The sequence below is a fragment of the Vibrio sp. 1159 genome (assembly GCF_033340395.1).
Lineage (GTDB): Bacteria > Pseudomonadota > Gammaproteobacteria > Enterobacterales > Vibrionaceae > Vibrio > Vibrio alginolyticus.
The window spans coordinates 1-26,352 of record NZ_JAWOWL010000013.1 but is presented as its reverse complement, the minus strand read 5'-3'; the positions used below and the strand labels follow the sequence as shown (position 1 = coordinate 26,352).

Here is a 26,352-nt window from a genome sequence, read left to right as displayed (position 1 = left end):
TAGCTCTGCTCTTACTGGGTCAATATGGGCAGACGGCCTTTTACGATTGTTCCGCCTGAAATTTTGGCTATGTATTCCAGGTTCGGAAGCATTCCCAATAACTGGGCTGGGAACAGATCAGCTTCCTCCTCCATCAAACGCTCGCCTTGGTTGCCTCCGTGCATAATGGGCTCCTTGCCATCCGAGTTCTGGCCTTGAGTCCGCATGACGTACTTGAGCCGGGTCTTCGGCAGGTTATCCGCGATATACTCCTGGGTTTCACCATCGACGATACGCAGAGCAAACGTGTTGTTGATGTTCCCCAACACCTGGAGCGCTTTGTCTTTGCTACCCAGTCGAGCTGCGAAGTCAGCAAAAGTCTGAGTTGCAACGAAAAGACGAAGTTTCGCACCGCGACCTTTGTTCAGGAGCTGGATGAACGGGTCGTTGATCACCTCGGCAGCCTCATCAACAAAGATATTTACGGGTCTGTTGTTGACGCCGTAGTTGTATCTGTCACCGGCAACCGCTGTCAGGTCTGACAGGAAGATGGACCCCATAGCACTACCAACCATGTTGTCGGTCAGGGAGTCGAGCCCCAGATAAGCAACTTGAGCGTTGTTGATGATTTTTGCGGAATCGGTGATCTGGCGTTCGTCGCTCAGATCAGATGAGTCTGGAGACAGCAGAGGGCCTAGCTCCCCGGACGTCAGCATATTCATGATCGGCAGGAGGTTCGCCACCATCTTGGAGAAGTGGGTTTGGTCGTGCTGGAACATCGACAGCAAGCCTTCCAGGTCAGAGTTCGGGTGCTCAGGTTGGATGATGTCGTAGTAGAACTTCATCAACGCGAAAGCGATCTTCTCACGCGAACCGTTTTTGGCTTTTTCCAAGTAAGCCGCTGCTTCTGCCTCCCAGTCGGGCATAACTCGCTCTGAGTAAGCCTGAACGGCCTTGATGACCAAGCCAGCAGCGCCACCTTCAAGGAATCGGCGGAGCTTTGTCAGGTTGGGACGATCATGAGTGATGACCAAGCCCTGAGCGATGTTGTTCAGTGCCTGCCATCCAAATGATTTGAACGGGTCGGCCCCTGCTTCGGACGGGATCAACGCTGCCAAACGACTTGCGATTTCAGTCACGCGGGTGAAGTTACGCAGAGGGTCGATACGCACCGACTCTTCCGGGAATGCTGGATGAAATGAGACGAATCTTTCCGGCTGCCCCATAGCTTCACAGGCACGTCGGGCATTGTCCCGCATCTCCTTATCCCCTTTCGGGTCTATGATGATCACGGCTTCCCCACGCAGAATGGCCTGTGAAATCAGGATGTCGAACATACGGGTCTTGCCCGAGCCGGTGGTCCCAACGATCAGCGAATGCCCCTCAGTGTGCTTGAGTGGCTGCATCAGCTTCTCTTCTTTGGGCTCTACCCCGTGAATCCAGGGCTGGCCGATTGGCAGCTCCTTTTTCTTACCCTGTATCTTCCGGACAACCTTTTTGACCGTGGACTCTCTCCCTACGATGGAAGTCCAGTCGCGTTTCAGGATCTCAAACACGCGCTGGGCATGGCGGTTTTCCCACAGGAACCCACTACCAAGCCACATATCGTCCGGCGTGTCCTTGATGTACTTTTGGAGCTCCGCAATGGAAATAAACTCCAGATCACGCCCCTTCAAATGCTTTTGGAGCAGGTGAAGTTTGATAGCCTTGGGCAAACGAGCCATCGCCATCACGCCACAGATCCCCGTCATCCAATAGAATGGCTCCGGCGGCATCGTGCTGACTTGCTCTACGGCCAAAGCCGCGCCGGAGGCGGCAAGCCAGCCTGCTACAGCATTTTTTTCATAGTTGGGCCGCCACGGCATCTCGTAGGCGAGCGGGTCATAACTCATTGTCATGTTTCATTTACCTCTAAATACAATTTTCCCTGACGTTTCTTGAGCAAAGGGCGTCTCTGTGCCCGGCTCAGCATCCCGCAGAGGATGTGTTTGCTGATGCCGATGTTTTCACCGGCAATCATGTCGAAGGCTTTGTCACTGGTTACTAAGCAGCCATCCTCTTCCAGGACAGGTGTCACGAGCCATCGGCCCGAGCGTTTTTGGATCATGTCCTTGAGCATCTGGAGTGCTTTCTGAGGCGTAACACCAGACGGCAAGAAATCTTCCGCGTTGATGTCTTTCGGGTTTGTTTTCGCCTTAGGCGGCTCAAACTCCCTAACCTCTGGATCTTCCCTTTCTCGCACCTCGACGTGTCCCAATTCCTTCTCACGCTCAACTTTGGGCTCAGGAGCCACCGGTTGAGCCTCCCGCTTAGGAAGGCGAGCCACGTTCTGTTTTTCTTGGACCGGCTTGCGCTGTTGCTCTTCAACCGGAGAAGTAACATCGACCTTCTTCTCCTTCGGCTGTGGCTGGGAGTCCTTACCTTTCGCCTTTTGTTCAGGCGAGGCTTTACCGGCATTAACCTCAGGCTTCTGCTGCTGCGCCTTTTTTCGGCTTTGTTGTTTCGGTGCAGACTTATTTTTGCTTGCATCCAAGCCAGGGGGAGAGACGAGCTCAAAGGCATCCTGGTATCCACCCATTGACGCCTCGGCATCCTTAATGGCCGCCACGACTGCATCTGAAAGCTGCTCCGCCAGTACAATTGCCTTCACTCCGCTGAAATCACGAACTTTGCGACCTGGCATAATCGGGTCCGGAACAATCGCGTTGGCGTGGGACAGCTTCGAGAGAACCTCTGACGGCGCACCCAGCGACCGAGCGCCATCCGGGTACAAAATGACGGCTTGCCCCTTCATCAGGCATAGGACTTCGCCCAGCGTCGTTTTACCTTCCAAAACAGGCATGATCGCTTGTTCAAGCAACGCCGATGCTTCCCCGTATCCAGACAACATCTCAACGAGCAAGGTCTTTGCGTCCTTCTCATGCTGATTAACGTTGTCCGTATGCGGCATTTCTGGCGTGTGCGTTGGTTGTTCTGGTGCGTCAGTCAGCATAGGGAGCGGCTCAATCGCCCATGATGGCGGTTCATCAGAACCACCGAACATTGGAAAGTCATCGCCCTGCAGGGAGTTTTGTTCTTGTGGAACGAAGTCCTGTTTTGGCTGCTCCTCTTGCTTTCCGGGCATTGCCACATCTGGGATTTCTGAGTTTGTTGCGTCAGTGCTGGTTGTCTCTGCCGATGCGTTGAATGCGTCAAACGGGAAGTCGATGTCCCCCAGTCCACCCCCAACATCCTTGAGTGCTTGTAACGGATTGTCGTTTGCCAAAGGTGGTGCGTTTTTGGCAATGTCCTGAGGGGACAGATCCTCTTTTGCCTCTGGTTTATGGGGTTGTTTCTCCGTATCACTCTTCGGTTTTGCTTTGCCCGGTTTGCTCTGCGGCTTACCCTTCTTGCCAGCGTCAGGCTTAGATGATTCCGTTGGTCCCGCATCTTTTTGCTCTGGCTTCTCCTCGACAGCATCGGAGGTGCTTTTCAGCATCTCCATCGCATCACCAAAGCCAAGGCCAGCTAGAGCTTTCTCTGCTTCCTGCTCTGCGGCCAACATGTCATCGTTCAGAGCTGCTTCACCTTCCTCTTGGTCGTCACCGTCATCGGCTTCCTCAGGATCAACGAACTCAATCTCAGCGTCCTCAACATCACCAACAACTTCCGCAGCAACAGCCGCAGGAGGCTCAGTCGTAAACACCAGGTCGTTTGATTCGAGTCGGAGCATCAAGATCTTCACCGAACCCGCCGCCTCCTGGAGCATCTCAGGCAAAACTTCCCAGTAGCGGTAGTACGCACGTTCACCCTTCTCCTGCACCGTGTTTGGTACAGCAAAACCACGTTCGATGAGAATGTCGGCCAGTGTGTCAGGGTCTCGTGGGATACCGGGGATCTTGTCGTGGCTGATCAAGTCATAAAGGTCCCCAAGCTGTTTCCAGGCAATGAATACACCTTGGTTGAGGTGCCAGACTTTCGCGCCTGGCTCATTGACCTTCCATTTTCCGGTTTTAACCAGGCGGCGGATGGCATCGAACACGTAACGCTCGACGGGCACACCATAGGAGAACTCGTCCACATCGAGACGACTCTGGCGAAGGTCCCGTGAGACGCTCTCTTGGTCAGCGCGAAGCATCAGCTTGGTCACAGGCTGATTGACGCTGGTTCCTGAGATAGCTTCCAGCATCGCTTCCATGATGGACGGGCCAGACTTGGACAGAAACTCCCGAGTCTCAGCCGGAATAATTCGATCCACCGCCAGCAGCGAGAATTGCTCATGTCTTTTGTGTCGCTTGTCGCGCCACCGGATAAAGTAACGGTCGATTTCGTGACGGTGTGCCCAGTCATGAAGTGACTCCGAATACGGGTTCCATGTGATTGACCCGTCTTTGTCCGTAATGGACACATCCGAGAGCGGTTTACCCACATCATGCAGCAGCCCAGAGAAACAGCTCGCCAGTCTCCAACGCGGCTCATTGTCACGGCGTTCCCGAGGCGTCCCCTCGATGGAAAAGATAACTGACTCAGATGCCTGAGCTGCCCAGAAGGCCACTTCAAGCCCATGTCGGAACAGACCACCAGCGCCACGGTGGTGGTGTGATTCGGAAGCTGGCAACAGGTGAACAAACGCGGCATACCGCTGGATCACCGGCAAAACAAGCCGGTTGAAGTCGTCCACAGTGAAACCGAGAGAGTTCCGCACTTTCTCAATCAGTTCAGCTTGGGTTGCCAGTATCTTGTCTAGTGGGGCCACTGGCAGGCCCTTGGCAAAAGGTGGGTATCGAGGGATTTCTTCATCTTCCACGTCTTTAAGCGGCAACACTCTGGCGCTCGGCGCGGTCTCGATCACTCCACTTCGCCCACCAAATAACTTGTTAAGGGCTTTCAGCATGTAGGTTGACCATATTCCTATCGTATTTCTCGTCGCTACATGCTCTCAAAACACCTTTAGATCGCACACACGCCTATCTGTCCAATTTGGGCAGTTTGAGAAACCAGCTTTCCATCCCCCCCCTTTTAGAATGGGCTCATCGACAATTTTTGATGAGGAACGACACGATGAGACAACTGATAGCAATTCTGGGAGTGGCAATTCTGGCCGGGTGTGCCTCTAACGCCCCCGAGCAAAAGCCTCAGCCCCAGACTGCCCCTGCCGAAAATGACAAACCTGCCCGAGTTAGCCGGGAACTGTCGATGGCATGGGACAACATGGGGCGCGGTGGTGCTGCATTACGTCAACCTGGTTATATCCATGTGCTGGGCGACGGTAATGTCAGCGCAACGATGAACAAGGTCAAAGATGACTCCGCTGGTTCAGATAAAACTCCAGCAGGGATCAAGCAGCACGGGGATGTGAACGAAGCCATCAATACCTTCAAGTCCATGAATAAAGGCAAAGGCTACTCGCTGTACGAGTTGTCACGCTGGGAACGCTATTGCGATGGCGGCAAAGGTATGGACGAGCACGATTGGCGCTTTGTGGAAGCCGAGGGGACTACAAACATCCCCAAGGATGTTGTAACCGGCTGCATACCACCTACCCACACCTATCAAGATTATCTGAATGCCTGGACGCACTTTTGCACCAGCCAGGCTGTAACTGACGCAGATCGCCGCATTGTGCGCGAGTCCGTGCGTCCCTATTCAGTGGTGAACCCATGCAAAGCTCTGAAATAAGAAACCAGACAGAGCCAAGCCGTAAGGCTGAGCTCTTCGACGCTTTATCAATCATGCTCCAGGAGGCCGGTTCGAGGGGTAATTCCCGCGAAGCGGCCTATGTCATTTCTGGAGTCCTCGAAAACCTCTCCAGAGACTACCCCGAAGTCAAAGGTCTGGCCCAAAGCTGGGCTGAGCTGGCGAATCTGGAATCAAAGATGAGAGGAGCTGCTTAATGGACCTTTATATCTGCGAGAAGCCTTCTCAGGCCAAAGATTTGGCTGGCGTAATGAAGGCCTCCCAACGAGGTGATGGATTTCTCCATGATGGAGGAAACCGCGTTATTACGTGGGCGTTCGGCCACCTGCTGGAATTGTATATGCCAGACGATTATGACGAACGCTACAAGTCATGGTCACTGGAGACCCTCCCTATTGCACCAGAGTCATGGCGGTACAACGTTCGCAAGAGTGCGTTCAAACAGTACAAAATTGTTGAGGGACTGGTCAAAAAGGCGAGCACCATCTACATCTCAACGGACTACGACCGAGAAGGTGAGGCTATCGCCCGTTCGCTTCTGGATCGATTCCGCTACTCTGGCCCTATTCGCCGGGTTTGTTTGACGGCTCTCGATGAGTCAAGCATCAAGAAAGCGCTGAACAACGTAAAGGATGGCAAGGATACGGTCTCACTCTACTACGCCGCATTGGCACGGCAACGCGCTGACTGGTTGGTAGGCATGAACGTGAGCCGCCTCTACACAGTGCTGGCCCGAGATGTCGGCTTCAACCACACTCTTCACGTTGGCAGGGTTATCACCCCAACCGTCGCTCTTGTTTGTCAACGGGACCGAGAGATCGCCGGTTTCACCCCCTCACCATACTGGACTCTGGGTGTGAACGTGTCCGTACAGAATGGACAGTTTGCCGCCCAATGGATACCACCAGAAGAGTGCAGTGACGAGCAAGGCCGGTGCGTCAATAAGGCCTATGCCGAGCAGGTAGCCTCCCAGGTCAATGGTGCCAATGCTGTTATCAGCAAAGCAGAAACCAAACCAGGTAAAGAGTCAGCCCCCCTCCCCTTCGATCTAACGTCGCTGCAACAATACGCAAGCAAACGATGGGGATACACCGCTCAGCAGGTACTGGATGCAGCTCAAGCTCTGTACGAGACGCACAAAGCGACCACCTACCCTCGTACTGATAGTCGTTATCTACCCGAGAGCCAAAAGGAAGACATTCCGGACATTCTCCAGGCGCTCATTTTGTCCGATCAGAACGTCTCTGGGCTGGTGGCTGGCGCAGATCCTCATCGCAAGGCCAGGGTATTCAATGACGCCAAAGTGACCGCGCACCACGCGATCATTCCAACACCGGCCAGAACAGACATCAGTGCCATGTCTGAGATCGAGTTCAATCTTTACGACGCCATCCGTCGTTTCTACATCGCGCAGTTCTACAGCGAGTTCGAGTTCACCAAAACCTCCATCGAGGTGCAGTGTGGGCGTCACCTCTTTGCGGCCTCTGGTAAGACACCTGCCAAACAAGGCTGGAAGGTTTTGTTTGCTTCTGATAGTGAAAGCAGTCCCAAGGACGAGGGGGAAGACACCGACGCGCCGGTTGAACAAGAGAAGCTCCCCAGGGTTAGCCAGGGCGAACCCGCTTTGCTTAATGGTGCCGAGCTGGCAAACAAAATGACGCGGCCAGCACCGCACTTCACCGAAGCCACATTGCTTGCCGCGATGGAGAACATTGCCCGGTTCGTGACTGAGGAGAAGTTCAAGCAAATTCTCAAAGACACAGCCGGTTTAGGCACTCCAGCAACACGCGCAAGCATCATCCAGGGCGCTGTTGATAAAGGCTACTTCAAACGTCAGAAAAAGGTACTGCTTGCAACTGATAAGGCTCATGCGCTTATCGCAGTGCTTCCACCAGCCATCAAATCACCCGGCATGACTGCGGCTTGGGAGCAGGAGCTTGAGAAAGTCGCCTCCGGCTCCGGGAATATGTCTGTCTTCATGAAGCAGATTTCCACCTGGATCTGCCAAATGGTTGAGCAGCTCAAAGTGCCCGCACCGGTTCTGACCAAAGAAGGTGGCGCGATGGCTAAAGCCTTCGAGGGCGCTAAGCCGCCTTCACACGAATGCTTCAACTGCGGTGGAGAGATGCACCGGATCAAAGGGAAGAACGGATTTTTCTGGGGCTGCCAGAACGAGGCTTGCAAGAAGACGTTCCCAGACAACCGAGGGAAACCCGAGAAGCGTATCGCGGCTGAGGATTGTCCAGACTGCCCAGATTGCGGTAGCCCGATGCGTCTCAGGAAAGGAAAAGCGCCCGGCAAGAAGCGAGCTTCTAAGTTCTGGGGCTGCACCGCCTATCCCGATTGCAAAGGCACTATGCCCTTCAAAAAGTCGGACTTTATGGATTGATAGAGGAATTAAGTATGTTTGGAACAATCATTTTAACTGCGATGCTCACCACCAGCTCAGCCACTGCCGAAGATGCAGGGAAGAACATCGCCTCAGGCTTGGCGGCGGCATCCGCCAGCCAAATGGGGCAGGCCGTAATGCCAACTTTAGCTACCAGCTCGGCCATTGCAAAAAGCGCAGGTAAAGGCATGGTGTCAGGTTTGGCTGCGGCGACTGCCAGCTACATTCCCCAAGACGAGCTGAGCTTTACTCGAAGCTATAAGAACTCTGAGGCTGTGGATATGGCAAAGGGCCTGGGGACATTGAAAGAAGCGCCTGAGTTTCTCTACGTTGTTACAGACGTAAATGCCAACATGGCGGTCAAATGCAAGCGCGTCTGGGAGCCTCAATCTCTGGCTTTAAGTCCAGTGATTGTTGAGCTGGTGGAACTACGTAAGACGAACAACAAAGACAGCTACGAACAAGCACTATCCCACCTCGATTGTTCAATGTTCACAGACTAAAACAATTAAGGGGCCGATGGCCCCTAATTTTTAATAACCCAATTTCTTTTGATACCTGATTTTCCTACCAAGCACAGTTGTCATACACCATTCAATTCACATGGATAGCGAATACTTCAACCGGACAATCTCCAAAGTGCGGGTGCGTTATAACACTCCTTGAGAAGCCACGCCAAGGGCGAATCTCTATCCTGGACATATCTCCAGCCTTTGGGTAGCCACACTTAACATGGACTTCATCATACTCGCGCCCCTCTAGTCTTTTTATCCAGTAGTCTGTAACGAGGCGATATTCATCTGGTTTTTCTCCAGATTTGATCTGATCGAAGTAAATCTTTTTTACGGGCAGATGAAGTATTCTCTTTTTCATAATCACCACCTGATAGCCCATCAGACTATCTAACTATTCGACAAAACATCCCTTTTTCAATTTCTGTCTCTCTCGCCTCATGGGCCAATACAATATCCGCGATAACACGAATATTCCCTTCATAGTTGCGAATGGCCGCATCCCTCATCGTGTCTAAAGTGTCCTGACACTTCGCTCGCCTGAATTTAACGAGCCAACTTTGCCGATCTATCTTGTCCACACCAAATCCCATTTAGCGAACCATGTATCCAGCTTTTTTGGCCGCAGCATCAAGCTCGGAGGAGAAGTTAACGTCGGACTTTTCTGCCGCGTTATAGAGGGCTCCACACTTGGGCCATGAGCGTCCTACCAGTTTCATCGCCAACGCATCCGCCAGCATTTCTCGGATCTGTGTTTCAGCCTCACCAAAATCGGCCAGAGTTTCGTCTATGCCCGACTCTTCCATCAGCTCGATGAGCTGTGGTTGTTTGAGCCAGACGCCTGTTTGCATTTCCAACTGATCTCTTGCATCGGCCACCAATTGGCGTTCAAGGGTTACGCCATTCACGGTCTTAACAAATTGCTTTGGCTGACGCTTTACCTTTTTTGGCCTGGACACATCAGAGATAACCGTCACCGGCTTCCCACGCAGTTCACGCGGCAACGGTCCACTTAGCCCCAGAACTAAGCGACGAGCGTACTCATGCTCGTATGGTTTCAACCCTCGACCTTCACGGTACATTTCAGTATCCACCAGCAGATCACCGCGCAGCCTCGCATTTTTCCGCACTTGTTCGGACAAGACCGATTTACCCTTCCCGCTGGCTCCCATTACGAGCGAGTGAGATTCTACTTTGTTATCAAAAAACATAATTCCGCCCCCAAGGAGGTGTTGCTATAAAACATGGTTTGAACATCCGTATTTTCACGGCAATAACCGCCGGATAATGCAAGACTCCCAAACCTAAATAGGTCTCCAGGTGATGACATCGAAGTCATAGCTGACTTCCGAGTTGTCGTCCGCCGTTCGCCACGAACAATCATCTTCCTGAACATGGATCAAGTCGTACTCAACAATTTTGCCCGACCAACATCCTTTAAGCTGGCAATGAACAGGCACACCGACGACCGGCATCTTGTCGTTGACGCTGATCCACGGTTCTTGCTTTTGATCCAGATCCACCGGTTAGTCCTCTATGAACGATTTAATGGATCGCCCATCAAAAAACAGTTTCCCAGTTCCTGATACCGAATGTACTTCTGGAGCTGCCTTCCCTTTCAGGAGTTTCTGATAGCGCACCGCGTCTTTGAGCTCAGAGATCCTGACGCCAATGAGTGTGGCCGTCTCCTCAACTGTTAAAATACGGTCCCAAAAGCTGGTGGCGCTGTTATTGCGCCCACCGATACTCTGGGCAACGCACTCTGTTCTGGCCGCTTTTCCCTTTGCCATTGGCAATGTCCTCTTCATTCTTCTCAGCCCCCAGCTTACTCAGTATTTCAGCTTTTGTAGCGCGATGGCCGCGCATTAAAAGAGCATTCAGCAGGTATCCAGTGAACACCTCTGTACTCGGCATACGGTCAAGCAACTCAACATACTGCTCATCCGTCAAATCATGGATCTCACAATATTTTTCCACCGCCTTTTCGTAGGCTTCTGCGTAGCCATGAGTGGAAATCCTGAAAGCAATATCCCCATTGCCGTAGCCTGGCTTTGTGACGAGAAAACAAGGCGCGAAGTAGGTTCTCTTCACCCCCATCCGGCTCCGGTTCTCAATGCTGATATAAGCCCTCAGCCCCTCAGCAATGATGTTTGGCCCGGAGTTGCGTCGCCGCTTACAAGTCTTATTCTGACGCTTCACCTCTTCTGCCTCAGCTTCCCACTTTCGGTCCAAGCTGTAGGCCAGCCGGTGAGCTGTTGCGTAGGAATACTCTCTCAAGGAGAAGTATTCCTGCCGGTAATCATCCGCCACCCCAACTGTTCGTGCGACACGGAACCCGACGAAACCGGCGTCATGGGTTCCCTCGCCGTAGTAAATGACTGCCATTATCTACCTTCCTTACTTCTGATACCGTGCTGCACCACGGTATGGCGACCGCAATTCACATTCAGGTGATCCCGAACTGCGGCCATGACCGCTGAATGCAATCTGTAATCCACACTCTGCCCAAGCGTTTCTGTCGCTTGTTCTTTTGCCATCCACGAAACATCAAAGCTATCAGGTATCGACATCAACTCCTGAACCAGATCGACCGATGGCTTGTAAATGCGGCCACCGTCTTGGATGTACACTGCATCCTTTACCCCACGATCCTGAGACTTGAGGATGGTCGGGCAACTGGTGCTTTCTCTCGTCAAGAACGCAGGCATCCTGCGAGAAGTTGACTCTCTGGCCTGAATTGACTTCAACACTGTGACGTCAGCACAATCCCCGAGGTGCTTCTCGATCACCGGCCACAATCGTCCACCAGCTCTCTGCTCAGGTTTCGGTGGAACGAACCCAGGGAAGACCGACGCCACCATGTAATAGCGTTCTCGCCCCTGGTAAGCGCCGAAATCCAGACCGTTCAAGACCATCTCAGTGAGGAAGTACCCCATCCGCCGCAGTGTCGTTCCCATCATCGCCCCGGCTCCGGATGCTTTGAAGTTCGGGACGTTTTCCACCAGCACGACGGCAGGGTTCACGACCTCGATCTGTTTTAGTGCCGGGTAAACCATGTCGAGCATGGTGGAGAGATCCTCAAGAGAACGCTCTTTGTCCCTTGGACTTTTGGCGTTTGAGTGGTCATCACACCCCAACGAGTAATGGGCCAAACCAATTGGTGGGCACTCCGCCAGCAAGGCTCCAAGGCGATCCAGCTCCAGGTGATGAATGTCTTCATTCAGCAGGATACGCGGGGAGCTGTTCACCAGCGTATTGAGCGCATGTACTTCACTCAGGTTCCGCCCGGATGCTCTGTCTCTGGCTTCAACTGGACGATGCTCCAAAACAATCTCAGCCTTCCAGCCAAGCGCTTCCATAACATGAATGTCTACCCCGCCAGTCAATGCCACAAAGGCACGGAAAGGGCTGGTTTTTCTGAACCGATCCGCAATGGCAAAGGCTCTGTTTGCGACAGGAGTGAAGACTACTCGGCCTTTTCGCATTTCGACGTGGAAACGCTCTGTATAGCGAGGGAAGCACTTATCTATGAGCCCTTGTCCAGAAAACTCAATAACGGTTTCCAGCGGGTTGTTGGAGCGACTCTTTGGTTGATACCGGCGCTGATAAACCTGGTGTGTCTGTAGTTCATCGGTCGCTGGGATCACCGAAAAACCGCCCATCCCCTCCCCTGGCTCAACGGCGATGCCCATACCTGGCTTGAACCCCATAACATCCAAAAAGTTGGACGAAACCCTAACCTTGCGTTTATCGCCTACTCGATTGAACGCAAGTTGTTTGGTTACTACGGAGGGGGAGACGATCGGTAACATTGGTCAACCTCTTTTCTTCTTGTTTTGCTCGCGCTTCACCATTGCTCCAGCAGCTTTCAGAAGTCTCTGGTTCTCCGCCAGCTCCTCTTGGAGTTCCTGAGTATCCTCTTCTGTCTGAGGCTTTTTCAGCTCGGCCTCGCAATATTGGACCTCTTCCTGCAAGCTGACTTTCGCAAACTTGAGAGCGGCCAGTCGCGTCGTATAAACGCCAAAAGGCAATTCGCCACCTTCCCGGAACTGCTTCAAACACCAGCTCGGTATAGATGGCAACCAACCAAAGTCCCCATTCTTCCGTGACCTTTTCCCCCACGTAATCCCATCTAACTTTTGGGCAAGATTGACATAGCGTTGATCGCTGGTTGAGTTGCGTCGTTTCTGAATAGAGCGAACTATCCACTCTGTAACCTCGACCTTTGCTTTATCATCATCAGAGATGTAATAAAGGGCTGCGTACAACACAGCGCCTTTACGAATGACTGATGGTGGGTATGCCTGGGCTTTCATCTATCCCCCTATCGCTTTTTCTGTCCGACAAGACGGAGATGATCGGCGGCCAAGTCATACTGCTCGTTTTTGTCGCGGCGGCGGAATCTGTCAAAAAACTTCCCTCGTGGCAGGGTTTCTTCCATAGCGATCAGGCGGTTCAGCCACACTTCTTGAGGTAGCATCCCTGCTGGAGTCGGCCCGAGCTTACGTCCTTCCTTGACGTGCTCCATTGTTTGCGTGGCAGTAAAAATCGCACCACCAAACTTTCTCCACTTGAATTGCAGGGGCATATCTGGAGACTCATCCAGCATCAATTTCTTATTGGTTTGTTCTGTCACGACAATTACTCCACCATCCATTCTTCACTAAGCAGGAACGCCCAGCGCTCTTCTGCTTTTTCTGGGTTGTCTTTGGCCTGTTTGATCATGATCTCGGCGGCGTTAAAGCCTACCTCTCCACTGAACCGGCCCCATGAATGGCTATGCCACTCGCGCATCACACTTCGGCCAAGCGATGCAAGTTCTGGACTTACACCCTCATGGAGGGCATAGAGCTCCCAAGCATCCCACCCGTATCGTAATAGGTTGTGCCCTGGGGCGTTAAAGGCCTGAGCAGCCTTGAACCGCTCTCCAGGCTCCTTCCCTCTAACATCCACACCCTGGAGCACCAACCCCATTACCACTTCAATGACCGGCTCGCGTTGCTTCTTTGCCAGCTCGATGGCAGCCACCAGCATTGCTTTGGCGTCAGCAAATTTCCCATGCCCTTGGCACATACCGCAGGTTTCTTTGGAAGGGGAAAAGTCATAAACACCGGAACCAGCACAGAGGCGGCATGTCATGTCAATCATGGGCTCTTCTCTCCTCATACTCTTCGATGCGCTCTTTCAGACGCTGAACCACTGGTGCGAGCTCAGGGATAGCTTCCGCTTCCTCAAGCGTGTATCGCTTGTCTTCCTGGTAATCGACTATTTGAGGAGGCCTTGGCTGTTTAGGGAACTCAGCAAAGTCATTCAGCGACATCGAGGTAGGAAGTCCTCCTTCAATCTCACCTTTTTCGTTGAGTGACTGGGTGACGATAAGCTGTGTTCCGCCCACCTCGGTATCAAAGCGGTCATCAAAGCGCTCACCGATAGTCCAGCCGCCACGGCCAAGAACACAGGTCGTACTCATACGTAGGCGATTGAATGCTTTAGCGTCATCCCAGTTCAAAGGATTTTCATCCATGAGGAAAAAAGGCGCTTCGTCCCGAACGAACACCTTGGACTTGGCGTTATCGAAGATCGGCCCAAACACCCCCTGCTGGAGGTATGGTTCGACCTTCTCTGCAAGATCCTGGTGCCCTTGAGAACGCAGCGCCTCATAGAGCTGGGTGATTGTTTGTTTGCCGGTGCCCGGAAGGCAGGACAATACTGTCTGCTTTTCCTCGTCACTCAGGCTTACCATTCTGGACAAAAAGCTGACTACCAGCTCGTTGTGCCCATCGACCGTTTCAATGTTGAGCTTGTTCTCGTCCATCTTCTTCCTCAGTAATCGGTTCGATAAATTCAATGGAGTCCATGCTTACATGACTGATAATGGCTTTCAGGCCGCAGCAGTCGCATGGTTCAAAGGTCAGTTCTGATCCCTTGGGAGACTGATGCGTGACCGTTGCCACAGCCCCTAGAGGGATCACCCCCCAGCCGTTTTTTAGTACCCGAGTAGTTCTGACCAGCCGACCTTTGTACTCTCGTTTCAGTTTCGGATGCGGCACTACCGCATATCGCTTACTCATTTCGGTCCCCTTGTACCAAAGGCTCGACAACCAGCTCTTGAGCTTCGTCCCAGTCGGACACCTTTGCATCACCAAACGCAAAGGCAATTCGCATAGCCACTGTCGGCCTGCCTATTTTCATCAAGTAAGCCGCAGCACCGGCACACATCGACTCTTGTCCCGAAGGTGCATAGTTACCCTCTTCATCCCATTCACCACCTGACTTTGAATGCACGGTCTTGTGGCAATGAAACGTCGTCATGTCGTTTTCAACGATGTCGTTGATGATGCCTTCTAATCGCCCAGGGACCAGCTCGATAGCGCCCTCCTTCCGGAATGGACAGTTGGCGCAAGGTTTCTTCAAACGGAGATGATTTGCTTGCTTTGGCATACATATCACTTTTACAGTATCATTTTATGATTCTATGATATAGCCATATTCCGTGTAGTCAATATCTCACTAACAATTACTTTCTATCGGACGCTTACGCGCCCATTTTGGGCAGATAGACAAGTTATTTGGGCGTTTGGAGTGTGCGAGGTGGACAGCGGGGAGACTTTCACATGTGAAAGTTTTGTTTCTTGGTATCGTTTTATTGTCCCTTGATATTATTTTATGATGCTGTAATAATCATAAATAAGGGCCGCATCGCTCTTCGACCTTCGTTGCAGCCCTTACAACACAATCAAGCAATTAAGGAGCTTTGTTATGCTGCAAGGCAATACTAACACGAATAAGCGCATCCCGCTCGCGGCGTTCATGAAATGGCCGCTGGCGAAACGTCAGGACTTCATCGACCGGGAAATGTCCGGTTGCCCCGACTTTATCAAGACGTCTTTGCTTCGGCATTAAGGCGATCAGGCAGGAAAGCAAAGAACCTCGCTTCGGCGGGGTTCTTCGTTTCTACCTCTTGAATGTTTCGTCAGAACAAACTGGAGCGCTTATGTCACCAGAAACACAGCAACTTACATCCAAGGCTTTATCTCTCATCGAGCAGTCCCGATACAGAATGGGCACATCTCGGTTTGTTGAGGCCTTTATTGACCAGTGGGCATACTTGCAGACTGGCCTATACCCAGCCAAGGAGGAGATCCCGGAAGAACTTCAGCCGGTCGCCTTCGAGCTCTCTCACGTCCTGTCTGCCGCCATTAAGCGCGACCCCACCAGCGATGTTTTGGGTTACGTCCTAAGCATGTCTGGCTTCCACAAGAAGGGCACCAATTACTTCCCCACTCCTCCAGAGATTGGCCGCTTGATGTCACTCATTGTTGGCTCACAGTCTTCGGCAGACTTTTATGAGCCCTGCTGTGGTTCTGGCATCAACGCCATTCACTGGATGGAAAACCTGATCGAGAACCACGGTCCCGAAGCATTGAGAGAAGCCTCAATCTACCTGGAAGACATCGATCCGTTGATGGTGAAGTGCTGCATGATCCAGCTATTCCATTATTTCGAGTCCCGCAATACCACTCCCAAAACGCTGAGTATCGTCGGCATAGACACCCTTAGCAGACGAACCAAGAACATCGCCTACTACGCCGAAAAACCTCCAGCAACCGCCGCTACCGTGGCAGCATAAAAAAACCCGCCGATTGGCGGGTTTTGCATTCAATGCGCTGCTCTATGGCACCTTACAGTTTTCCGTACCGGTTCAAGAACGAAGACCTGTCTAAGATCCCCCAGTCTGTCAGCATGTAGTAGCCGGTGGCACCTCGTTCGCCGGTAGACTCCCTGACGAACAAGATATTCATTCCGAACTCATCACGCAGGGCAGACAACTGTCTCTTGATCGTTGATTCAGGAATATTTGTTGCCTTGTGAAGGTCTTGGAGACTTGGCTTCTCCGTTTTAGACAGGGCATTCACCAAAGCAAATTTTCTTTTCATGTCCTGTGAGATCTTCATATTCACCTGTTCTTGACAGGCCCAACCTCTCTGGCTGGGCCTCCTTTATTAGCCTTCGACACTCAGGAGTTCAATGTCTGACACAGGCACATGAACATGCTTTTCCTTGCCTTCGCCATCGAGCGTTTTAACCCAGACAGTAGACGGAACCAGAGCAACACGGTCGGTCATGATGACTCCACGTTTGGTCTCGCCATCCAGGTTAACGTTGACAGCAAAAATCAAACTGTCAGCCCGGACGTTCTTCCATTCCTTGTCCTTCGGCAGAGGAGGAAGAGCATCACCGCCTTCTTCATCTTTGTCCTTGCCGCTGTTATCTGGCTGCTTGACAGGATCTTTGTGCTCACCCTCTTCATCACGCAAAGGGTCTTCGTCATCATCGTCCTGACCATTGGAATTTTTACCCCCTTCCAGTTCCTCCTGGGCAAGGTTCAGGTCGTCATTCCCGGTTTGTTCCGACGTACCATCCCCACCCGAGTTGAGGGATTGCTCGTCGGTGTTGCCAGCGCCAAGCTCATCATTCTGGTGGGAGCCAGTCAGTGGGCCTTTTTCCATTTCGTCTTTGATACGTTTGGCATCATTCAGCAGCTCACGGCTTTGTTTACGAGTAATCCCGTCAGACATAGCCACCGCGCAGACGGCGCGACATCTTTCTTCATTCAGATCGAACAAGAGACGAAGGTTATTCAAGGTCTCTGTATCAGAACATACTTCATTATCGTATAACTCACGCACACAGTCAGGTAGCTTGAGCAACGACAGATGCGTAGATACGAAAGTGATATTCTTACCGAGCCGATCAGCAATATCCTTTTGCTTCCAACCTTCTTCAATAAACAGGTTTAACGCCTCGGCAATCTCTACCGGAGTCAAGTCATCCCGCTGGATGTTTTCGATCAGCTCACCAGCAGTCTCGTCCAAGTTGTTCTGGACCTTATCATTCACCACCAAGTCAATGGTCTCGATACCAGCGTGTTTACACGCTCTCCAACGCCGCTCCCCTTTTTGGATGACGAACTTGCCTTCTTCGTTCTTCGGGAACACGATGATCGGAGACTGCTGCCCTTCGGTCAGCAAGGTTGCCGCCAGCTCTTCAATGTTACGGAAGCGCTTACGAACCTGGACCTTGGATACAACGTCGTCAACAGGTACGGTAAGAACCTCTTTGCCTTTCTTGCCTTTGGCGGCTTTAGCAAGTTCGGACAGGCCTTTTAAATTGTTCAATGCCATCGCTTAGCCCACCTTCTCTAATAGTTCTTCCAACACCGCCTCAACTTCTTTGGCCGCGACATGTCCATAGCGAAGCTCCCAGACAGGGATGCCATCAGTCGTCGCCGTATCGAGCGGAGGCCGGTGCATAATTTTGTTCTCAAACAACAGATCCGGAACTGTGTTCTCCAGCGACTTGAGGGCTTTGTCGTGATTGACAGAGCGGTCCATGTCGTTGATCACGATGCCCAGGATCTCCAAATCTTGGTTGTACGCCTCGCGCACACCAATAATCGTGTTCAGGAGACCTTCTACGCCGTCCACAGCGAAGCCAGAGAGCTTTACTGGACATGCCACATGGGTAGACATCACCAACGCTGCCACCAGCTTTCTGCCGAGGCTAGGCGGACAATCAATCAGCACGTAGTCGTAGTTCTCAAACAGCTCAGCCAAATGGCGAGCCGGATTCATGGCCTGGTCAAGAGGCACAGCCTCCATCTCAAACAGATCCGGGTCGTTTTTCGGCGTATGAATGAGGTCTGCACCGCAAGGGCAGTGCATGACCTCAATGCCGTCCAGCTCGTAAGCGAACAGCTCTGCGGTTTTGGTTCCTGTGAGGATGGGCTCGTAGTCACCATCCTCAAGCTCTCGTCTGGGGGCCAGTCGAGAGGACGTGTTCCCCTGACCATCCATATCCAAGACCAGCACTTTCTTTTTCTTCTGTAACGCCAGATAAAAGGCCTGCTGGATACAGAGGGTACTCTTACCCACTCCGCCTTTCTGGTTGGCGAAGCTGATTACTTTTGCCATACCCACCTCTATTTTGGTTTCTCGCAGGTGATCAAGACCACCCCCAAACTTTCACATGTGAAAGATTGTAGCGATCATAAAATGATACTGCAATATCTAATTATGGTTCTGTTAAAACAAACTTTAAACAAAAAAACGGCCATGAAGGCCGCTTATTGACAAGGTTTGTGCTGTCAGCGCAATTGATTTGCTGCTCCAAGCCCATTCGCCAATAACTGCATCGCATCGTTGAACAGCGCGGAGCCCCGTTCCGGTGTGAGCAATTCCGGCATATCTTCTCGCGGCCAAGTACCGGCTACTTGAATGAGCAAACTGGCAGCCCAGTGGATCTGCTTTTCTTCACTTTCATCGGCCAGAGTGCATACGACGGGGAAACCGTACTTACGCCCCCAGCGACTCACCTCTTTGAACGATACCAGCTCAGGCTTTTGCAAATCCCGGCTGTAGGCCTCAGCTATCATGTGGTTCAGTTCTTTAGCGTCCATTTATCCCACTCTATTGTAAACAAGACATTTTTATCTTTTATATTCAATGGCTTATTTTCCTGCTAATTGGTAATACCATGAAAAATACCATGCTCAGAAAAGGCTTAACAATATTTTGAAAAATTGCCTACTGAGCGCTGCCGCACAGCTCCATAGGCCGCTTTCCTGGCTTTGCTTCCAGATGTATGCTATTCTGCTCCTGCAGCTAATGGATCACCGCAAACAGGTTACTCGCCTGGGGATTCCCTTTCGACCCGAGCATCCGTATGAGACTCATGCTCGATTATTATTATTATAGAAGCCCCCATGAATAAATCGCTCATCATTTTCGGCATCGTCAACATAACCTCGGACAGTTTCTCCGATGGAGGCCGGTATCTGGCGCCAGACGCAGCCATTGCGCAGGCGCGTAAGCTGATGGCCGAGGGGGCAGATGTGATCGACCTCGGTCCGGCATCCAGCAATCCCGACGCCGCGCCTGTTTCGTCCGACACAGAAATCGCGCGTATCGCGCCGGTGCTGGACGCGCTCAAGGCAGATGGCATTCCCGTCTCGCTCGACAGTTATCAACCCGCGACGCAAGCCTATGCCTTGTCGCGTGGTGTGGCCTATCTCAATGATATTCGCGGTTTTCCAGACGCTGCGTTCTATCCGCAATTGGCGAAATCATCTGCCAAACTCGTCGTTATGCATTCGGTGCAAGACGGGCAGGCAGATCGGCGCGAGGCACCCGCTGGCGACATCATGGATCACATTGCGGCGTTCTTTGACGCGCGCATCGCGGCGCTGACGGGTGCCGGTATCAAACGCAACCGCCTTGTCCTTGATCCCGGCATGGGGTTTTTTCTGGGGGCTGCTCCCGAAACCTCGCTCTCGGTGCTGGCGCGGTTCGATGAATTGCGGCTGCGCTTCGATTTGCCGGTGCTTCTGTCTGTTTCGCGCAAATCCTTTCTGCGCGCGCTCACAGGCCGTGGTCCGGGGGATGTCGGGGCCGCGACACTCGCTGCAGAGCTTGCCGCCGCCGCAGGTGGAGCTGACTTCATCCGCACACACGAGCCGCGCCCCTTGCGCGACGGGCTGGCGGTATTGGCGGCGCTGAAAGAAACCGCAAGAATTCGTTAACTGCACATTCGGGATATTTCTCTATATTCGCGCTTCATCAGAAAACTGAAGGAACCTCCATTGAATCGAACTAATATTTTTTTTGGTGAATCGCATTCTGACTGGTTGCCTGTCAGAGGCGGAGAATCTGGTGATTTTGTTTTTCGACGTGGTGACGGGCATGCCTTCGCGAAAATCGCACCTGCTTCCCGCCGCGGTGAGCTCGCTGGAGAGCGTGACCGCCTCATTTGGCTCAAAGGTCGAGGTGTGGCTTGCCCCGAGGTCATCAACTGGCAGGAGGAACAGGAGGGTGCATGCTTGGTGATAACGGCAATTCCGGGAGTACCGGCGGCTGATCTGTCTGGAGCGGATTTGCTCAAAGCGTGGCCGTCAATGGGGCAGCAACTTGGCGCTGTTCACAGCCTATCGGTTGATCAATGTCCGTTTGAGCGCAGGCTGTCGCGAATGTTCGGACGCGCCGTTGATGTGGTGTCCCGCAATGCCGTCAATCCCGACTTCTTACCGGACGAGGACAAGAGTACGCCGCAGCTCGATCTTTTGGCTCGTGTCGAACGAGAGCTACCGGTGCGGCTCGACCAAGAGCGCACCGATATGGTTGTTTGCCATGGTGATCCCTGCATGCCGAACTTCATGGTGGACCCTAAAACTCTTCAATGCACGGGTCTGATCGACCTTGGGCGGCTCGGAACAGCAGATCGCTATGCCGATTTGGCACTCATGATTGCTAACGCCGAAGAGAACTGGGCAGCGCCAGATGAAGCAGAGCGCGCCTTCGCTGTCCTATTCAATGTATTGGGGATCGAAGCCCCCGACCGCGAACGCCTTGCCTTCTATCTGCGATTGGACCCTCTGACTTGGGGTTGATGTTCATGCCGCCTGTTTTTCCTGCTCATTGGCACGTTTCGCAACCTGTTCTCATTGCGGACACCTTTTCCAGCCTCGTTTGGAAAGTTTCATTGCCAGACGGGACTCCTGCAATCGTCAAGGGATTGAAACCTATAGAAGACATTGCTGATGAACTGCGCGGGGCCGACTATCTGGTATGGCGCAATGGGAGGGGAGCAGTCCGGTTGCTCGGTCGTGAGAACAATCTGATGTTGCTCGAATATGCCGGGGAGCGAATGCTCTCTCACATCGTTGCCGAGCACGGCGACTACCAGGCGACCGAAATTGCAGCGGAACTAATGGCGAAGCTGTATGCCGCATCTGAGGAACCCCTGCCTTCTGCCCTTCTCCCGATCCGGGATCGCTTTGCAGCTTTGTTTCAGCGGGCGCGCGATGATCAAAACGCAGGTTGTCAAACTGACTACGTCCACGCGGCGATTATAGCCGATCAAATGATGAGCAATGCCTCGGAACTGCGTGGGCTACATGGCGATCTGCATCATGAAAACATCATGTTCTCCAGTCGCGGCTGGCTGGTGATAGATCCCGTCGGTCTGGTCGGTGAAGTGGGCTTTGGCGCCGCCAATATGTTCTACGATCCGGCTGACAGAGACGACCTTTGTCTCGATCCTAGACGCATTGCACAGATGGCGGACGCATTCTCTCGTGCGCTGGACGTCGATCCGCGTCGCCTGCTCGACCAGGCGTACGCTTATGGGTGCCTTTCCGCAGCTTGGAACGCGGATGGAGAAGAGGAGCAACGCGATCTAGCTATCGCGGCCGCGATCAAGCAGGTGCGACAGACGTCATACTAGATATCAAGCGACTTCTCCTATCCCCTGGGAACACATCAATCTCACCGGAGAATATCGCTGGCCAAAGCCTTAGCGTAGGATTCCGCCCCTTCCCGCAAACGACCCCTGGAAGCCCCGTAGCGACGCGGAGAGGGGCGAGACAAGCCAAGGGCGCAGGCTCGATGCGCAGCACGACATAGCCGGTTCTCGCAAGGACGAGAATTTCCCTGCGGTGCCCCTCAAGTGTCAATGAAAGTTTCCAACGCGAGCCATTCGCGAGAGCCTTGAGTCCACGCTAGATCTATCTCATCTGCGCAAGGCAGAACGTGAAGACGGCCGCCCTGGACCTCGCCCGCGAGCGCCAGGCGCACGAGGCCGGCGCGCGGACCCGCGCCACGGCCCACGAGCGGACGCCGCAGCAGGAGCGCCAGAAGGCCGCCAGAGAGGCCGAGCGCGGCCGTGAGGCTTGGACGCTAGGGCAGGGCATGAAAAAGCCCGTAGCGGGCTGCTACGGGCGTCTGACGCGGTGGAAAGGGGGAGGGGATGTTGTCTACATGGCTCTGCTGTAGTGAGTGGGTTGCGCTCCGGCAGCGGTCCTGATCAATCGTCACCCTTTCTCGGTCCTTCAACGTTCCTGACAACGAGCCTCCTTTTCGCCAATCCATCGACAATCACCGCGAGTCCCTGCTCGAACGCTGCGTCCGGACCGGCTTCGTCGAAGGCGTCTATCGCGGCCCGCAACAGCGGCGAGAGCGGAGCCTGTTCAACGGTGCCGCCGCGCTCGCCGGCATCGCTGTCGCCGGCCTGCTCCTCAAGCACGGCCCCAACAGTGAAGTAGCTGATTGTCATCAGCGCATTGACGGCGTCCCCGGCCGAAAAACCCGCCTCGCAGAGGAAGCGAAGCTGCGCGTCGGCCGTTTCCATCTGCGGTGCGCCCGGTCGCGTGCCGGCATGGATGCGCGCGCCATCGCGGTAGGCGAGCAGCGCCTGCCTGAAGCTGCGGGCATTCCCGATCAGAAATGAGCGCCAGTCGTCGTCGGCTCTCGGCACCGAATGCGTATGATTCTCCGCCAGCATGGCTTCGGCCAGTGCGTCGAGCAGCGCCCGCTTGTTCCTGAAGTGCCAGTAAAGCGCCGGCTGCTGAACCCCCAACCGTTCCGCCAGTTTGCGTGTCGTCAGACCGTCTACGCCGACCTCGTTCAACAGGTCCAGGGCGGCACGGATCACTGTATTCGGCTGCAACTTTGTCATGCTTGACACTTTATCACTGATAAACATAATATGTCCACCAACTTATCAGTGATAAAGAATCCGCGCGTTCAATCGGACCAGCGGAGGCTGGTCCGGAGGCCAGACGTGAAACCCAACAGACCCCTGATCGTAATTCTGAGCACTGTCGCGCTCGACGCTGTCGGCATCGGCCTGATTATGCCGGTGCTGCCGGGCCTCCTGCGCGATCTGGTTCACTCGAACGACGTCACCGCCCACTATGGCATTCTGCTGGCGCTGTATGCGTTGATGCAATTTGCCTGCGCACCTGTGCTGGGCGCGCTGTCGGATCGTTTCGGGCGGCGGCCGGTCTTGCTCGTCTCGCTGGCCGGCGCTGCTGTCGACTACGCCATCATGGCGACGGCGCCTTTCCTTTGGGTTCTCTATATCGGGCGGATCGTGGCCGGCATCACCGGGGCGACTGGGGCGGTAGCCGGCGCTTATATTGCCGATATCACTGATGGCGATGAGCGCGCGCGGCACTTCGGCTTCATGAGCGCCTGTTTCGGGTTCGGGATGGTCGCGGGACCTGTGCTCGGTGGGCTGATGGGCGGTTTCTCCCCCCACGCTCCGTTCTTCGCCGCGGCAGCCTTGAACGGCCTCAATTTCCTGACGGGCTGTTTCCTTTTGCCGGAGTCGCACAAAGGCGAACGCCGGCCGTTACGCCGGGAGGCTCTCAACCCGCTCGCTTCGTTCCGGTGGGCCCGGGGCATGACCGTCGTCGCCGCCCTGATGGCGGTCTTCTTCATCATGCAACTTGTCGGACAGGTGCCGGCCGCGCTTTGGGTCATTTTCGGCGAGGATCGCTTTCACTGGGACGCGACCACGATCGGCATTTCGCTTGCCGCATTTGGCATTCTGCATTCACTCGCCCAGGCAATGATCACCGGCCCTGTAGCCGCCCGGCTCGGCGAAAGGCGGGCACTCATGCTCGGAATGATTGCCGACGGCACAGGCTACATCCTGCTTGCCTTCGCGACACGGGGATGGATGGCGTTCCCGATCATGGTCCTGCTTGCTTCGGGTGGCATCGGAATGCCGGCGCTGCAAGCAATGTTGTCCAGGCAGGTGGATGAGGAACGTCAGGGGCAGCTGCAAGGCTCACTGGCGGCGCTCACCAGCCTGACCTCGATCGTCGGACCCCTCCTCTTCACGGCGATCTATGCGGCTTCTATAACAACGTGGAACGGGTGGGCATGGATTGCAGGCGCTGCCCTCTACTTGCTCTGCCTGCCGGCGCTGCGTCGCGGGCTTTGGAGAAATTCTTCAAATTCCCGTTGCACATAGCCCGGCAATTCCTTTCCCTGCTCTGCCATAAGCGCAGCGAATGCCGGGTAATACTCGTCAACGATCTGATAGAGAAGGGTTTGCTCGGGTCGGTGGCTCTGGTAACGACCAGTATCCCGATCCCGGCTGGCCGTCCTGGCCGCCACATGAGGCATGTTCCGCGTCCTTGCAATACTGTGTTTACATACAGTCTATCGCTTAGCGGAAAGTTCTTTTACCCTCAGCCGAAATGCCTGCCGTTGCTAGACATTGCCAGCCAGTGCCCGTCACTCCCACTCGATTGTAAACAAGCACACAAAACCCTTTAGTGACAACAATTTGCAAGAACTATCAGGCTCAGTGCCATGAAAAATACCATGACCAGATCATGAGGTTGAACACGGCTTGCGCCGGCAGCGTTCACGCTCCTGGTCGGCGATCTCGCCCGGCTGCAATGCTAGCTCAGCATCGGTCATGCGCTCCAGCACGTCGCGTAGGCGGATGGTGCAAGGAATGGGCGGCAGCTCGAACTCATAGCCGCCGGCGATCATTTCGGCCGCAATCTCCTCGGTGATGAAAAACGGCTCGTCGTCTTGGTTCGGCTTCTTCATGCCCTTTCCTCCTGGCGCTCATCCTGGCCGACAGCGGCCAGGGCATCGGCTTCCGTCAATGCGTCCTCCACGAACGCGCCGTGCTGCTTCGCTTCGGCCTGGCTGACCTCGGCCCATATCCGTTTCACCTGGGCCGCACTGTACCCGGCCAGCTCGGCGGTCTTGTTGATGCTGTAGCCGGACTTGCGCAGCGCGACAACTTGGGCGCGGCGCTTCGGATCAGCACGGCGGCCCTTGTACCGCCCGGCCTGGCGGGCCAACTCAATGCCTTGGCGCTGGCGTTCGCGCCTGTCCTCGTAGTCGTCGCGGGCCATCTGCAAGGCCAGGCGAAAAAGCATGATCTGCACGGCTTCCAGCACGATCTTGGCGACGCCCTGGGCCTCGGCCGCCAGGTCGGATAGATCGACCACGCCAGGGACGGCCAGGCGTGCGCCTTTGGCCTGTATCGAGGCCACCAGGCGCTCGGCCTCGGGCAAAGGTAGGCGGCTGATGCGGTCGATCTTCTCGGCAATGACCACCTCGCCGGGCTGTAGGTCGCCGATCATGCGCAGCAGCTCAGGCCGGTCGGCGCGTGCGCCGGATGCCTTCTCACGGTAGATGCCGGCGACGTAGTAGCCGGCGGCCTTCGCGGCCGTAGTGATCGCCTCTTGGCGTTCCAAGTCCTGCGCGTCGGTGCTGACGCGCAGATAGACCCGCGCCACCATCGGCGCGGCTACTGGCTTCGTCCTGCGCATACTTGCGGGCTCCTTTGGGCATACGCAAAGTGTCCGGTCATGCTACCCCCGGCCAAAAAGGCCGTCATGCGATTTATCTTGGCCGGGTCGTTATTGGCGGGTCTAAATGGCCGCTCCGTGGATCTCATCGCCAGAAATGGCGATGCGAGATCCAGGGCAGGGCGGCCGCCATCGTCAGACCTGGCGATGGTCGACGCCGGCGCGCATCGTCGGATGTGGCGATGCGAGCTCGAGGTCGGTGGCCACCGCCGGCGACCTGGTGCCATCGTCGGCAATGGCGATGCTGCAGCTCGACGTGCGCGGCCTGGTCGTCTCGGCATCGTCGGATGCGGCGATGCTCGAGCGAGGCGAAAAAAAACCGCCTCGGGGTGTCCGAGGCGGCAAGTCTGCATGCGGTTCAGGGAGGAAGAAACCGCGCCGGCGATCAGGGAGGAAAACCGCGCGGCCTGATGTGCAGCTCGGCCACTTTAGCCGGATTTTTCGACTTATCCGATGCGAGCGGCCCGCCGTGGGCGCTGCTCGATCTGCTGTTGCTTTTTCTCGACGTGCTTCTGCTCCTGGTGCTGCTGCTCGTCGCGCGGCACTGTTGCAAAGTTAGCGATGAGGCAGCCTTTTGTCTTATTCAAAGGCCTTACATTTCAAAAACTCTGCTTACC

Annotated in this window: 32 protein-coding genes and 1 pseudogene; 12 read left to right on the top strand and 21 right to left on the bottom strand. The window is 54.3% G+C overall.

The window, feature by feature from the left end:
• Window positions 1–11: 11 nt before the first annotated feature.
• Together traD and mobH are read right to left on the bottom strand one after the other, a co-directional pair.
• The gene (gene traD / locus R7127_RS12055; RefSeq protein WP_000178856.1) at window positions 12–1,877 is read right to left on the bottom strand and encodes a conjugative transfer system coupling protein TraD; all 1,866 of its coding nucleotides are present in this window, start codon (window positions 1,875–1,877) and stop codon (window positions 12–14) included.
• Window positions 1,874–4,852 carry a MobH family relaxase gene (gene mobH / locus R7127_RS12050; RefSeq protein WP_001337757.1) on the bottom strand — a complete coding sequence of 993 codons (2,979 nt, stop codon included), beginning with the start codon at window positions 4,850–4,852 and terminating at the stop codon, window positions 1,874–1,876. Before mobH ends, traD begins: the two co-directional genes overlap by 4 nt.
• A 167-nt stretch (window positions 4,853–5,019) precedes the next feature.
• Here mobH and R7127_RS12045 point away from each other — a divergent pair, with 167 nt between their 5' ends.
• The 4 genes from R7127_RS12045 to R7127_RS12030 are packed head-to-tail and all read left to right on the top strand — an operon-like array spanning window position 5,020 to window position 8,547.
• The gene (locus tag R7127_RS12045; RefSeq protein ID WP_001249396.1) at window positions 5,020–5,637 is read left to right on the top strand and encodes a hypothetical protein; all 618 of its coding nucleotides are present in this window, start codon (window positions 5,020–5,022) and stop codon (window positions 5,635–5,637) included.
• On the top strand, window positions 5,619–5,852 hold the full coding sequence (locus R7127_RS12040; protein WP_001191892.1) for a hypothetical protein: 234 nt from the start codon (window positions 5,619–5,621) through the stop codon (window positions 5,850–5,852). The genes R7127_RS12045 and R7127_RS12040 overlap by 19 nt, the downstream gene beginning before the upstream one ends.
• A complete protein-coding gene (locus R7127_RS12035) occupies window positions 5,852–8,044 on the top strand; it encodes a DNA topoisomerase 3 (protein ID WP_000366822.1) in 2,193 nt (730 codons plus the stop codon). The genes R7127_RS12040 and R7127_RS12035 overlap by 1 nt, the downstream gene beginning before the upstream one ends.
• Window positions 8,045–8,058: 14 nt before the next feature.
• The gene (locus R7127_RS12030) at window positions 8,059–8,547 is read left to right on the top strand and encodes a hypothetical protein (RefSeq protein ID WP_000468105.1); all 489 of its coding nucleotides are present in this window, start codon (window positions 8,059–8,061) and stop codon (window positions 8,545–8,547) included.
• Between the two features lie 91 nt (window positions 8,548–8,638).
• Here the strand turns inward: R7127_RS12030 and R7127_RS12025 are convergent, their stop codons facing one another.
• The 11 genes from R7127_RS12025 to R7127_RS11975 all read right to left on the bottom strand — a co-directional run bounded on the left by R7127_RS12025 (window position 8,639) and on the right by R7127_RS11975 (window position 14,997).
• A complete protein-coding gene (locus R7127_RS12025; RefSeq protein WP_014386427.1) occupies window positions 8,639–8,917 on the bottom strand; it encodes a hypothetical protein in 279 nt (92 codons plus the stop codon).
• Between the two features lie 232 nt (window positions 8,918–9,149).
• Window positions 9,150–9,767 carry a hypothetical protein gene (locus R7127_RS12020; RefSeq protein WP_000464631.1) on the bottom strand — a complete coding sequence of 206 codons (618 nt, stop codon included), beginning with the start codon at window positions 9,765–9,767 and terminating at the stop codon, window positions 9,150–9,152.
• Between the two features lie 93 nt (window positions 9,768–9,860).
• Window positions 9,861–10,079 carry a hypothetical protein gene (locus R7127_RS12015; protein WP_000362482.1) on the bottom strand — a complete coding sequence of 73 codons (219 nt, stop codon included), beginning with the start codon at window positions 10,077–10,079 and terminating at the stop codon, window positions 9,861–9,863.
• Window positions 10,080–10,284: 205 nt separating this feature from the next.
• On the bottom strand, window positions 10,285–10,941 hold the full coding sequence (locus R7127_RS12010; protein ID WP_000268551.1) for a hypothetical protein: 657 nt from the start codon (window positions 10,939–10,941) through the stop codon (window positions 10,285–10,287).
• The gene (locus R7127_RS12005; RefSeq protein ID WP_000936896.1) at window positions 10,941–12,368 is read right to left on the bottom strand and encodes a DNA cytosine methyltransferase; all 1,428 of its coding nucleotides are present in this window, start codon (window positions 12,366–12,368) and stop codon (window positions 10,941–10,943) included. Before R7127_RS12005 ends, R7127_RS12010 begins: the two co-directional genes overlap by 1 nt.
• A 3-nt stretch (window positions 12,369–12,371) precedes the next feature.
• The gene (locus R7127_RS12000) at window positions 12,372–12,872 is read right to left on the bottom strand and encodes a hypothetical protein (protein ID WP_000647189.1); all 501 of its coding nucleotides are present in this window, start codon (window positions 12,870–12,872) and stop codon (window positions 12,372–12,374) included.
• Window positions 12,873–12,880: 8 nt separating this feature from the next.
• On the bottom strand, window positions 12,881–13,192 hold the full coding sequence (locus tag R7127_RS11995; RefSeq protein WP_002210541.1) for a hypothetical protein: 312 nt from the start codon (window positions 13,190–13,192) through the stop codon (window positions 12,881–12,883).
• A 5-nt stretch (window positions 13,193–13,197) separates the two neighbouring features.
• Window positions 13,198–13,704, bottom strand: coding sequence for a hypothetical protein (locus R7127_RS11990; protein WP_000566600.1), 507 nt, complete (start codon window positions 13,702–13,704; stop codon window positions 13,198–13,200).
• Complete coding sequence (locus R7127_RS11985) at window positions 13,697–14,371, bottom strand: thymidylate kinase (RefSeq protein ID WP_000344151.1); 675 nt, start codon at window positions 14,369–14,371, stop codon at window positions 13,697–13,699. Before R7127_RS11985 ends, R7127_RS11990 begins: the two co-directional genes overlap by 8 nt.
• Window positions 14,346–14,627, bottom strand: coding sequence for a hypothetical protein (locus R7127_RS11980; protein ID WP_000044824.1), 282 nt, complete (start codon window positions 14,625–14,627; stop codon window positions 14,346–14,348). Before R7127_RS11980 ends, R7127_RS11985 begins: the two co-directional genes overlap by 26 nt.
• Window positions 14,620–14,997 carry a hypothetical protein gene (locus tag R7127_RS11975; protein ID WP_001125905.1) on the bottom strand — a complete coding sequence of 126 codons (378 nt, stop codon included), beginning with the start codon at window positions 14,995–14,997 and terminating at the stop codon, window positions 14,620–14,622. The genes R7127_RS11980 and R7127_RS11975 overlap by 8 nt, the downstream gene beginning before the upstream one ends.
• A 318-nt stretch (window positions 14,998–15,315) precedes the next feature.
• Here R7127_RS11975 and R7127_RS11970 point away from each other — a divergent pair, with 318 nt between their 5' ends.
• Both R7127_RS11970 and R7127_RS11965 read left to right on the top strand, forming a co-directional pair.
• A complete protein-coding gene (locus R7127_RS11970) occupies window positions 15,316–15,459 on the top strand; it encodes a hypothetical protein (protein WP_000939033.1) in 144 nt (47 codons plus the stop codon).
• Window positions 15,460–15,550: 91 nt separating this feature from the next.
• Window positions 15,551–16,186 (top strand): N-6 DNA methylase, encoded by a 636-nt coding sequence (locus R7127_RS11965; protein WP_000074431.1) that lies wholly within the window; start codon window positions 15,551–15,553, stop codon window positions 16,184–16,186.
• A gap of 52 nt (window positions 16,187–16,238) precedes the next feature.
• Here R7127_RS11965 and R7127_RS11960 read toward each other — a convergent pair whose 3' ends face one another.
• The 4 genes from R7127_RS11960 to R7127_RS11945 all read right to left on the bottom strand — a co-directional run bounded on the left by R7127_RS11960 (window position 16,239) and on the right by R7127_RS11945 (window position 19,015).
• Complete coding sequence (locus R7127_RS11960; RefSeq protein WP_000703827.1) at window positions 16,239–16,511, bottom strand: helix-turn-helix domain-containing protein; 273 nt, start codon at window positions 16,509–16,511, stop codon at window positions 16,239–16,241.
• Between the two features lie 48 nt (window positions 16,512–16,559).
• Entirely contained in the window at window positions 16,560–17,741 is a 1,182-nt protein-coding gene (locus R7127_RS11955; RefSeq protein ID WP_001207227.1) for a ParB/RepB/Spo0J family partition protein, read from the bottom strand.
• A gap of 3 nt (window positions 17,742–17,744) precedes the next feature.
• A complete protein-coding gene (locus tag R7127_RS11950; RefSeq protein ID WP_001151304.1) occupies window positions 17,745–18,530 on the bottom strand; it encodes a ParA family protein in 786 nt (261 codons plus the stop codon).
• A gap of 173 nt (window positions 18,531–18,703) precedes the next feature.
• The gene (locus R7127_RS11945; protein WP_000338945.1) at window positions 18,704–19,015 is read right to left on the bottom strand and encodes a hypothetical protein; all 312 of its coding nucleotides are present in this window, start codon (window positions 19,013–19,015) and stop codon (window positions 18,704–18,706) included.
• Between the two features lie 306 nt (window positions 19,016–19,321).
• On the opposite strand from R7127_RS11945, the gene sul2 reads away from it, so the two are divergent.
• The 4 genes from sul2 (at window position 19,322) to R7127_RS11925 (ending at window position 22,385) form a co-directional block, all read left to right on the top strand.
• A complete protein-coding gene (gene sul2 / locus R7127_RS11940) occupies window positions 19,322–20,137 on the top strand; it encodes a sulfonamide-resistant dihydropteroate synthase Sul2 (RefSeq protein WP_001043260.1) in 816 nt (271 codons plus the stop codon).
• Window positions 20,138–20,197: 60 nt separating this feature from the next.
• On the top strand, window positions 20,198–21,001 hold the full coding sequence (aph(3'')-Ib, locus tag R7127_RS11935; RefSeq protein ID WP_001082319.1) for an aminoglycoside O-phosphotransferase APH(3'')-Ib: 804 nt from the start codon (window positions 20,198–20,200) through the stop codon (window positions 20,999–21,001).
• Window positions 21,001–21,837 carry an aminoglycoside O-phosphotransferase APH(6)-Id gene (locus R7127_RS11930; RefSeq protein WP_000480968.1) on the top strand — a complete coding sequence of 279 codons (837 nt, stop codon included), beginning with the start codon at window positions 21,001–21,003 and terminating at the stop codon, window positions 21,835–21,837. Before aph(3'')-Ib ends, R7127_RS11930 begins: the two co-directional genes overlap by 1 nt.
• A gap of 305 nt (window positions 21,838–22,142) precedes the next feature.
• Window positions 22,143–22,385: a transposase gene (locus R7127_RS11925; RefSeq protein ID WP_000844627.1), complete on the top strand. Its 243-nt coding sequence runs from the start codon at window positions 22,143–22,145 to the stop codon at window positions 22,383–22,385.
• 31 nt (window positions 22,386–22,416) lie between these two features.
• Here R7127_RS11925 and tetR(A) read toward each other — a convergent pair whose 3' ends face one another.
• Entirely contained in the window at window positions 22,417–23,067 is a 651-nt protein-coding gene (gene tetR(A) / locus R7127_RS11920; protein WP_000164043.1) for a tetracycline resistance transcriptional repressor TetR(A), read from the bottom strand.
• A 105-nt stretch (window positions 23,068–23,172) separates the two neighbouring features.
• Between tetR(A) and tet(A) the strand changes: the two genes are divergently transcribed.
• The gene (gene tet(A) / locus R7127_RS11915) at window positions 23,173–24,372 is read left to right on the top strand and encodes a tetracycline efflux MFS transporter Tet(A) (RefSeq protein ID WP_000804063.1); all 1,200 of its coding nucleotides are present in this window, start codon (window positions 23,173–23,175) and stop codon (window positions 24,370–24,372) included.
• Here tet(A) and R7127_RS11910 read toward each other — a convergent pair.
• The 3 genes and pseudogenes from R7127_RS11910 to R7127_RS11900 form a co-directional block, all read right to left on the bottom strand.
• A pseudogene (locus R7127_RS11910) lies at window positions 24,318–24,527 on the bottom strand (IS91 family transposase); the annotation flags it as partial. The gene tet(A) and the pseudogene R7127_RS11910 overlap by 55 nt on opposite strands.
• Before the next feature lie 210 nt (window positions 24,528–24,737).
• The gene (locus R7127_RS11905; RefSeq protein WP_000743213.1) at window positions 24,738–24,962 is read right to left on the bottom strand and encodes a hypothetical protein; all 225 of its coding nucleotides are present in this window, start codon (window positions 24,960–24,962) and stop codon (window positions 24,738–24,740) included.
• Complete coding sequence (locus R7127_RS11900) at window positions 24,959–25,696, bottom strand: recombinase family protein (RefSeq protein WP_001366550.1); 738 nt, start codon at window positions 25,694–25,696, stop codon at window positions 24,959–24,961. Before R7127_RS11900 ends, R7127_RS11905 begins: the two co-directional genes overlap by 4 nt.
• A 326-nt stretch (window positions 25,697–26,022) precedes the next feature.
• Between R7127_RS11900 and R7127_RS11895 the strand changes: the two genes are divergently transcribed.
• Window positions 26,023–26,352: hypothetical protein (locus tag R7127_RS11895; protein ID WP_170868628.1), on the top strand; the 330-nt coding region annotated here is incomplete at its 3' end.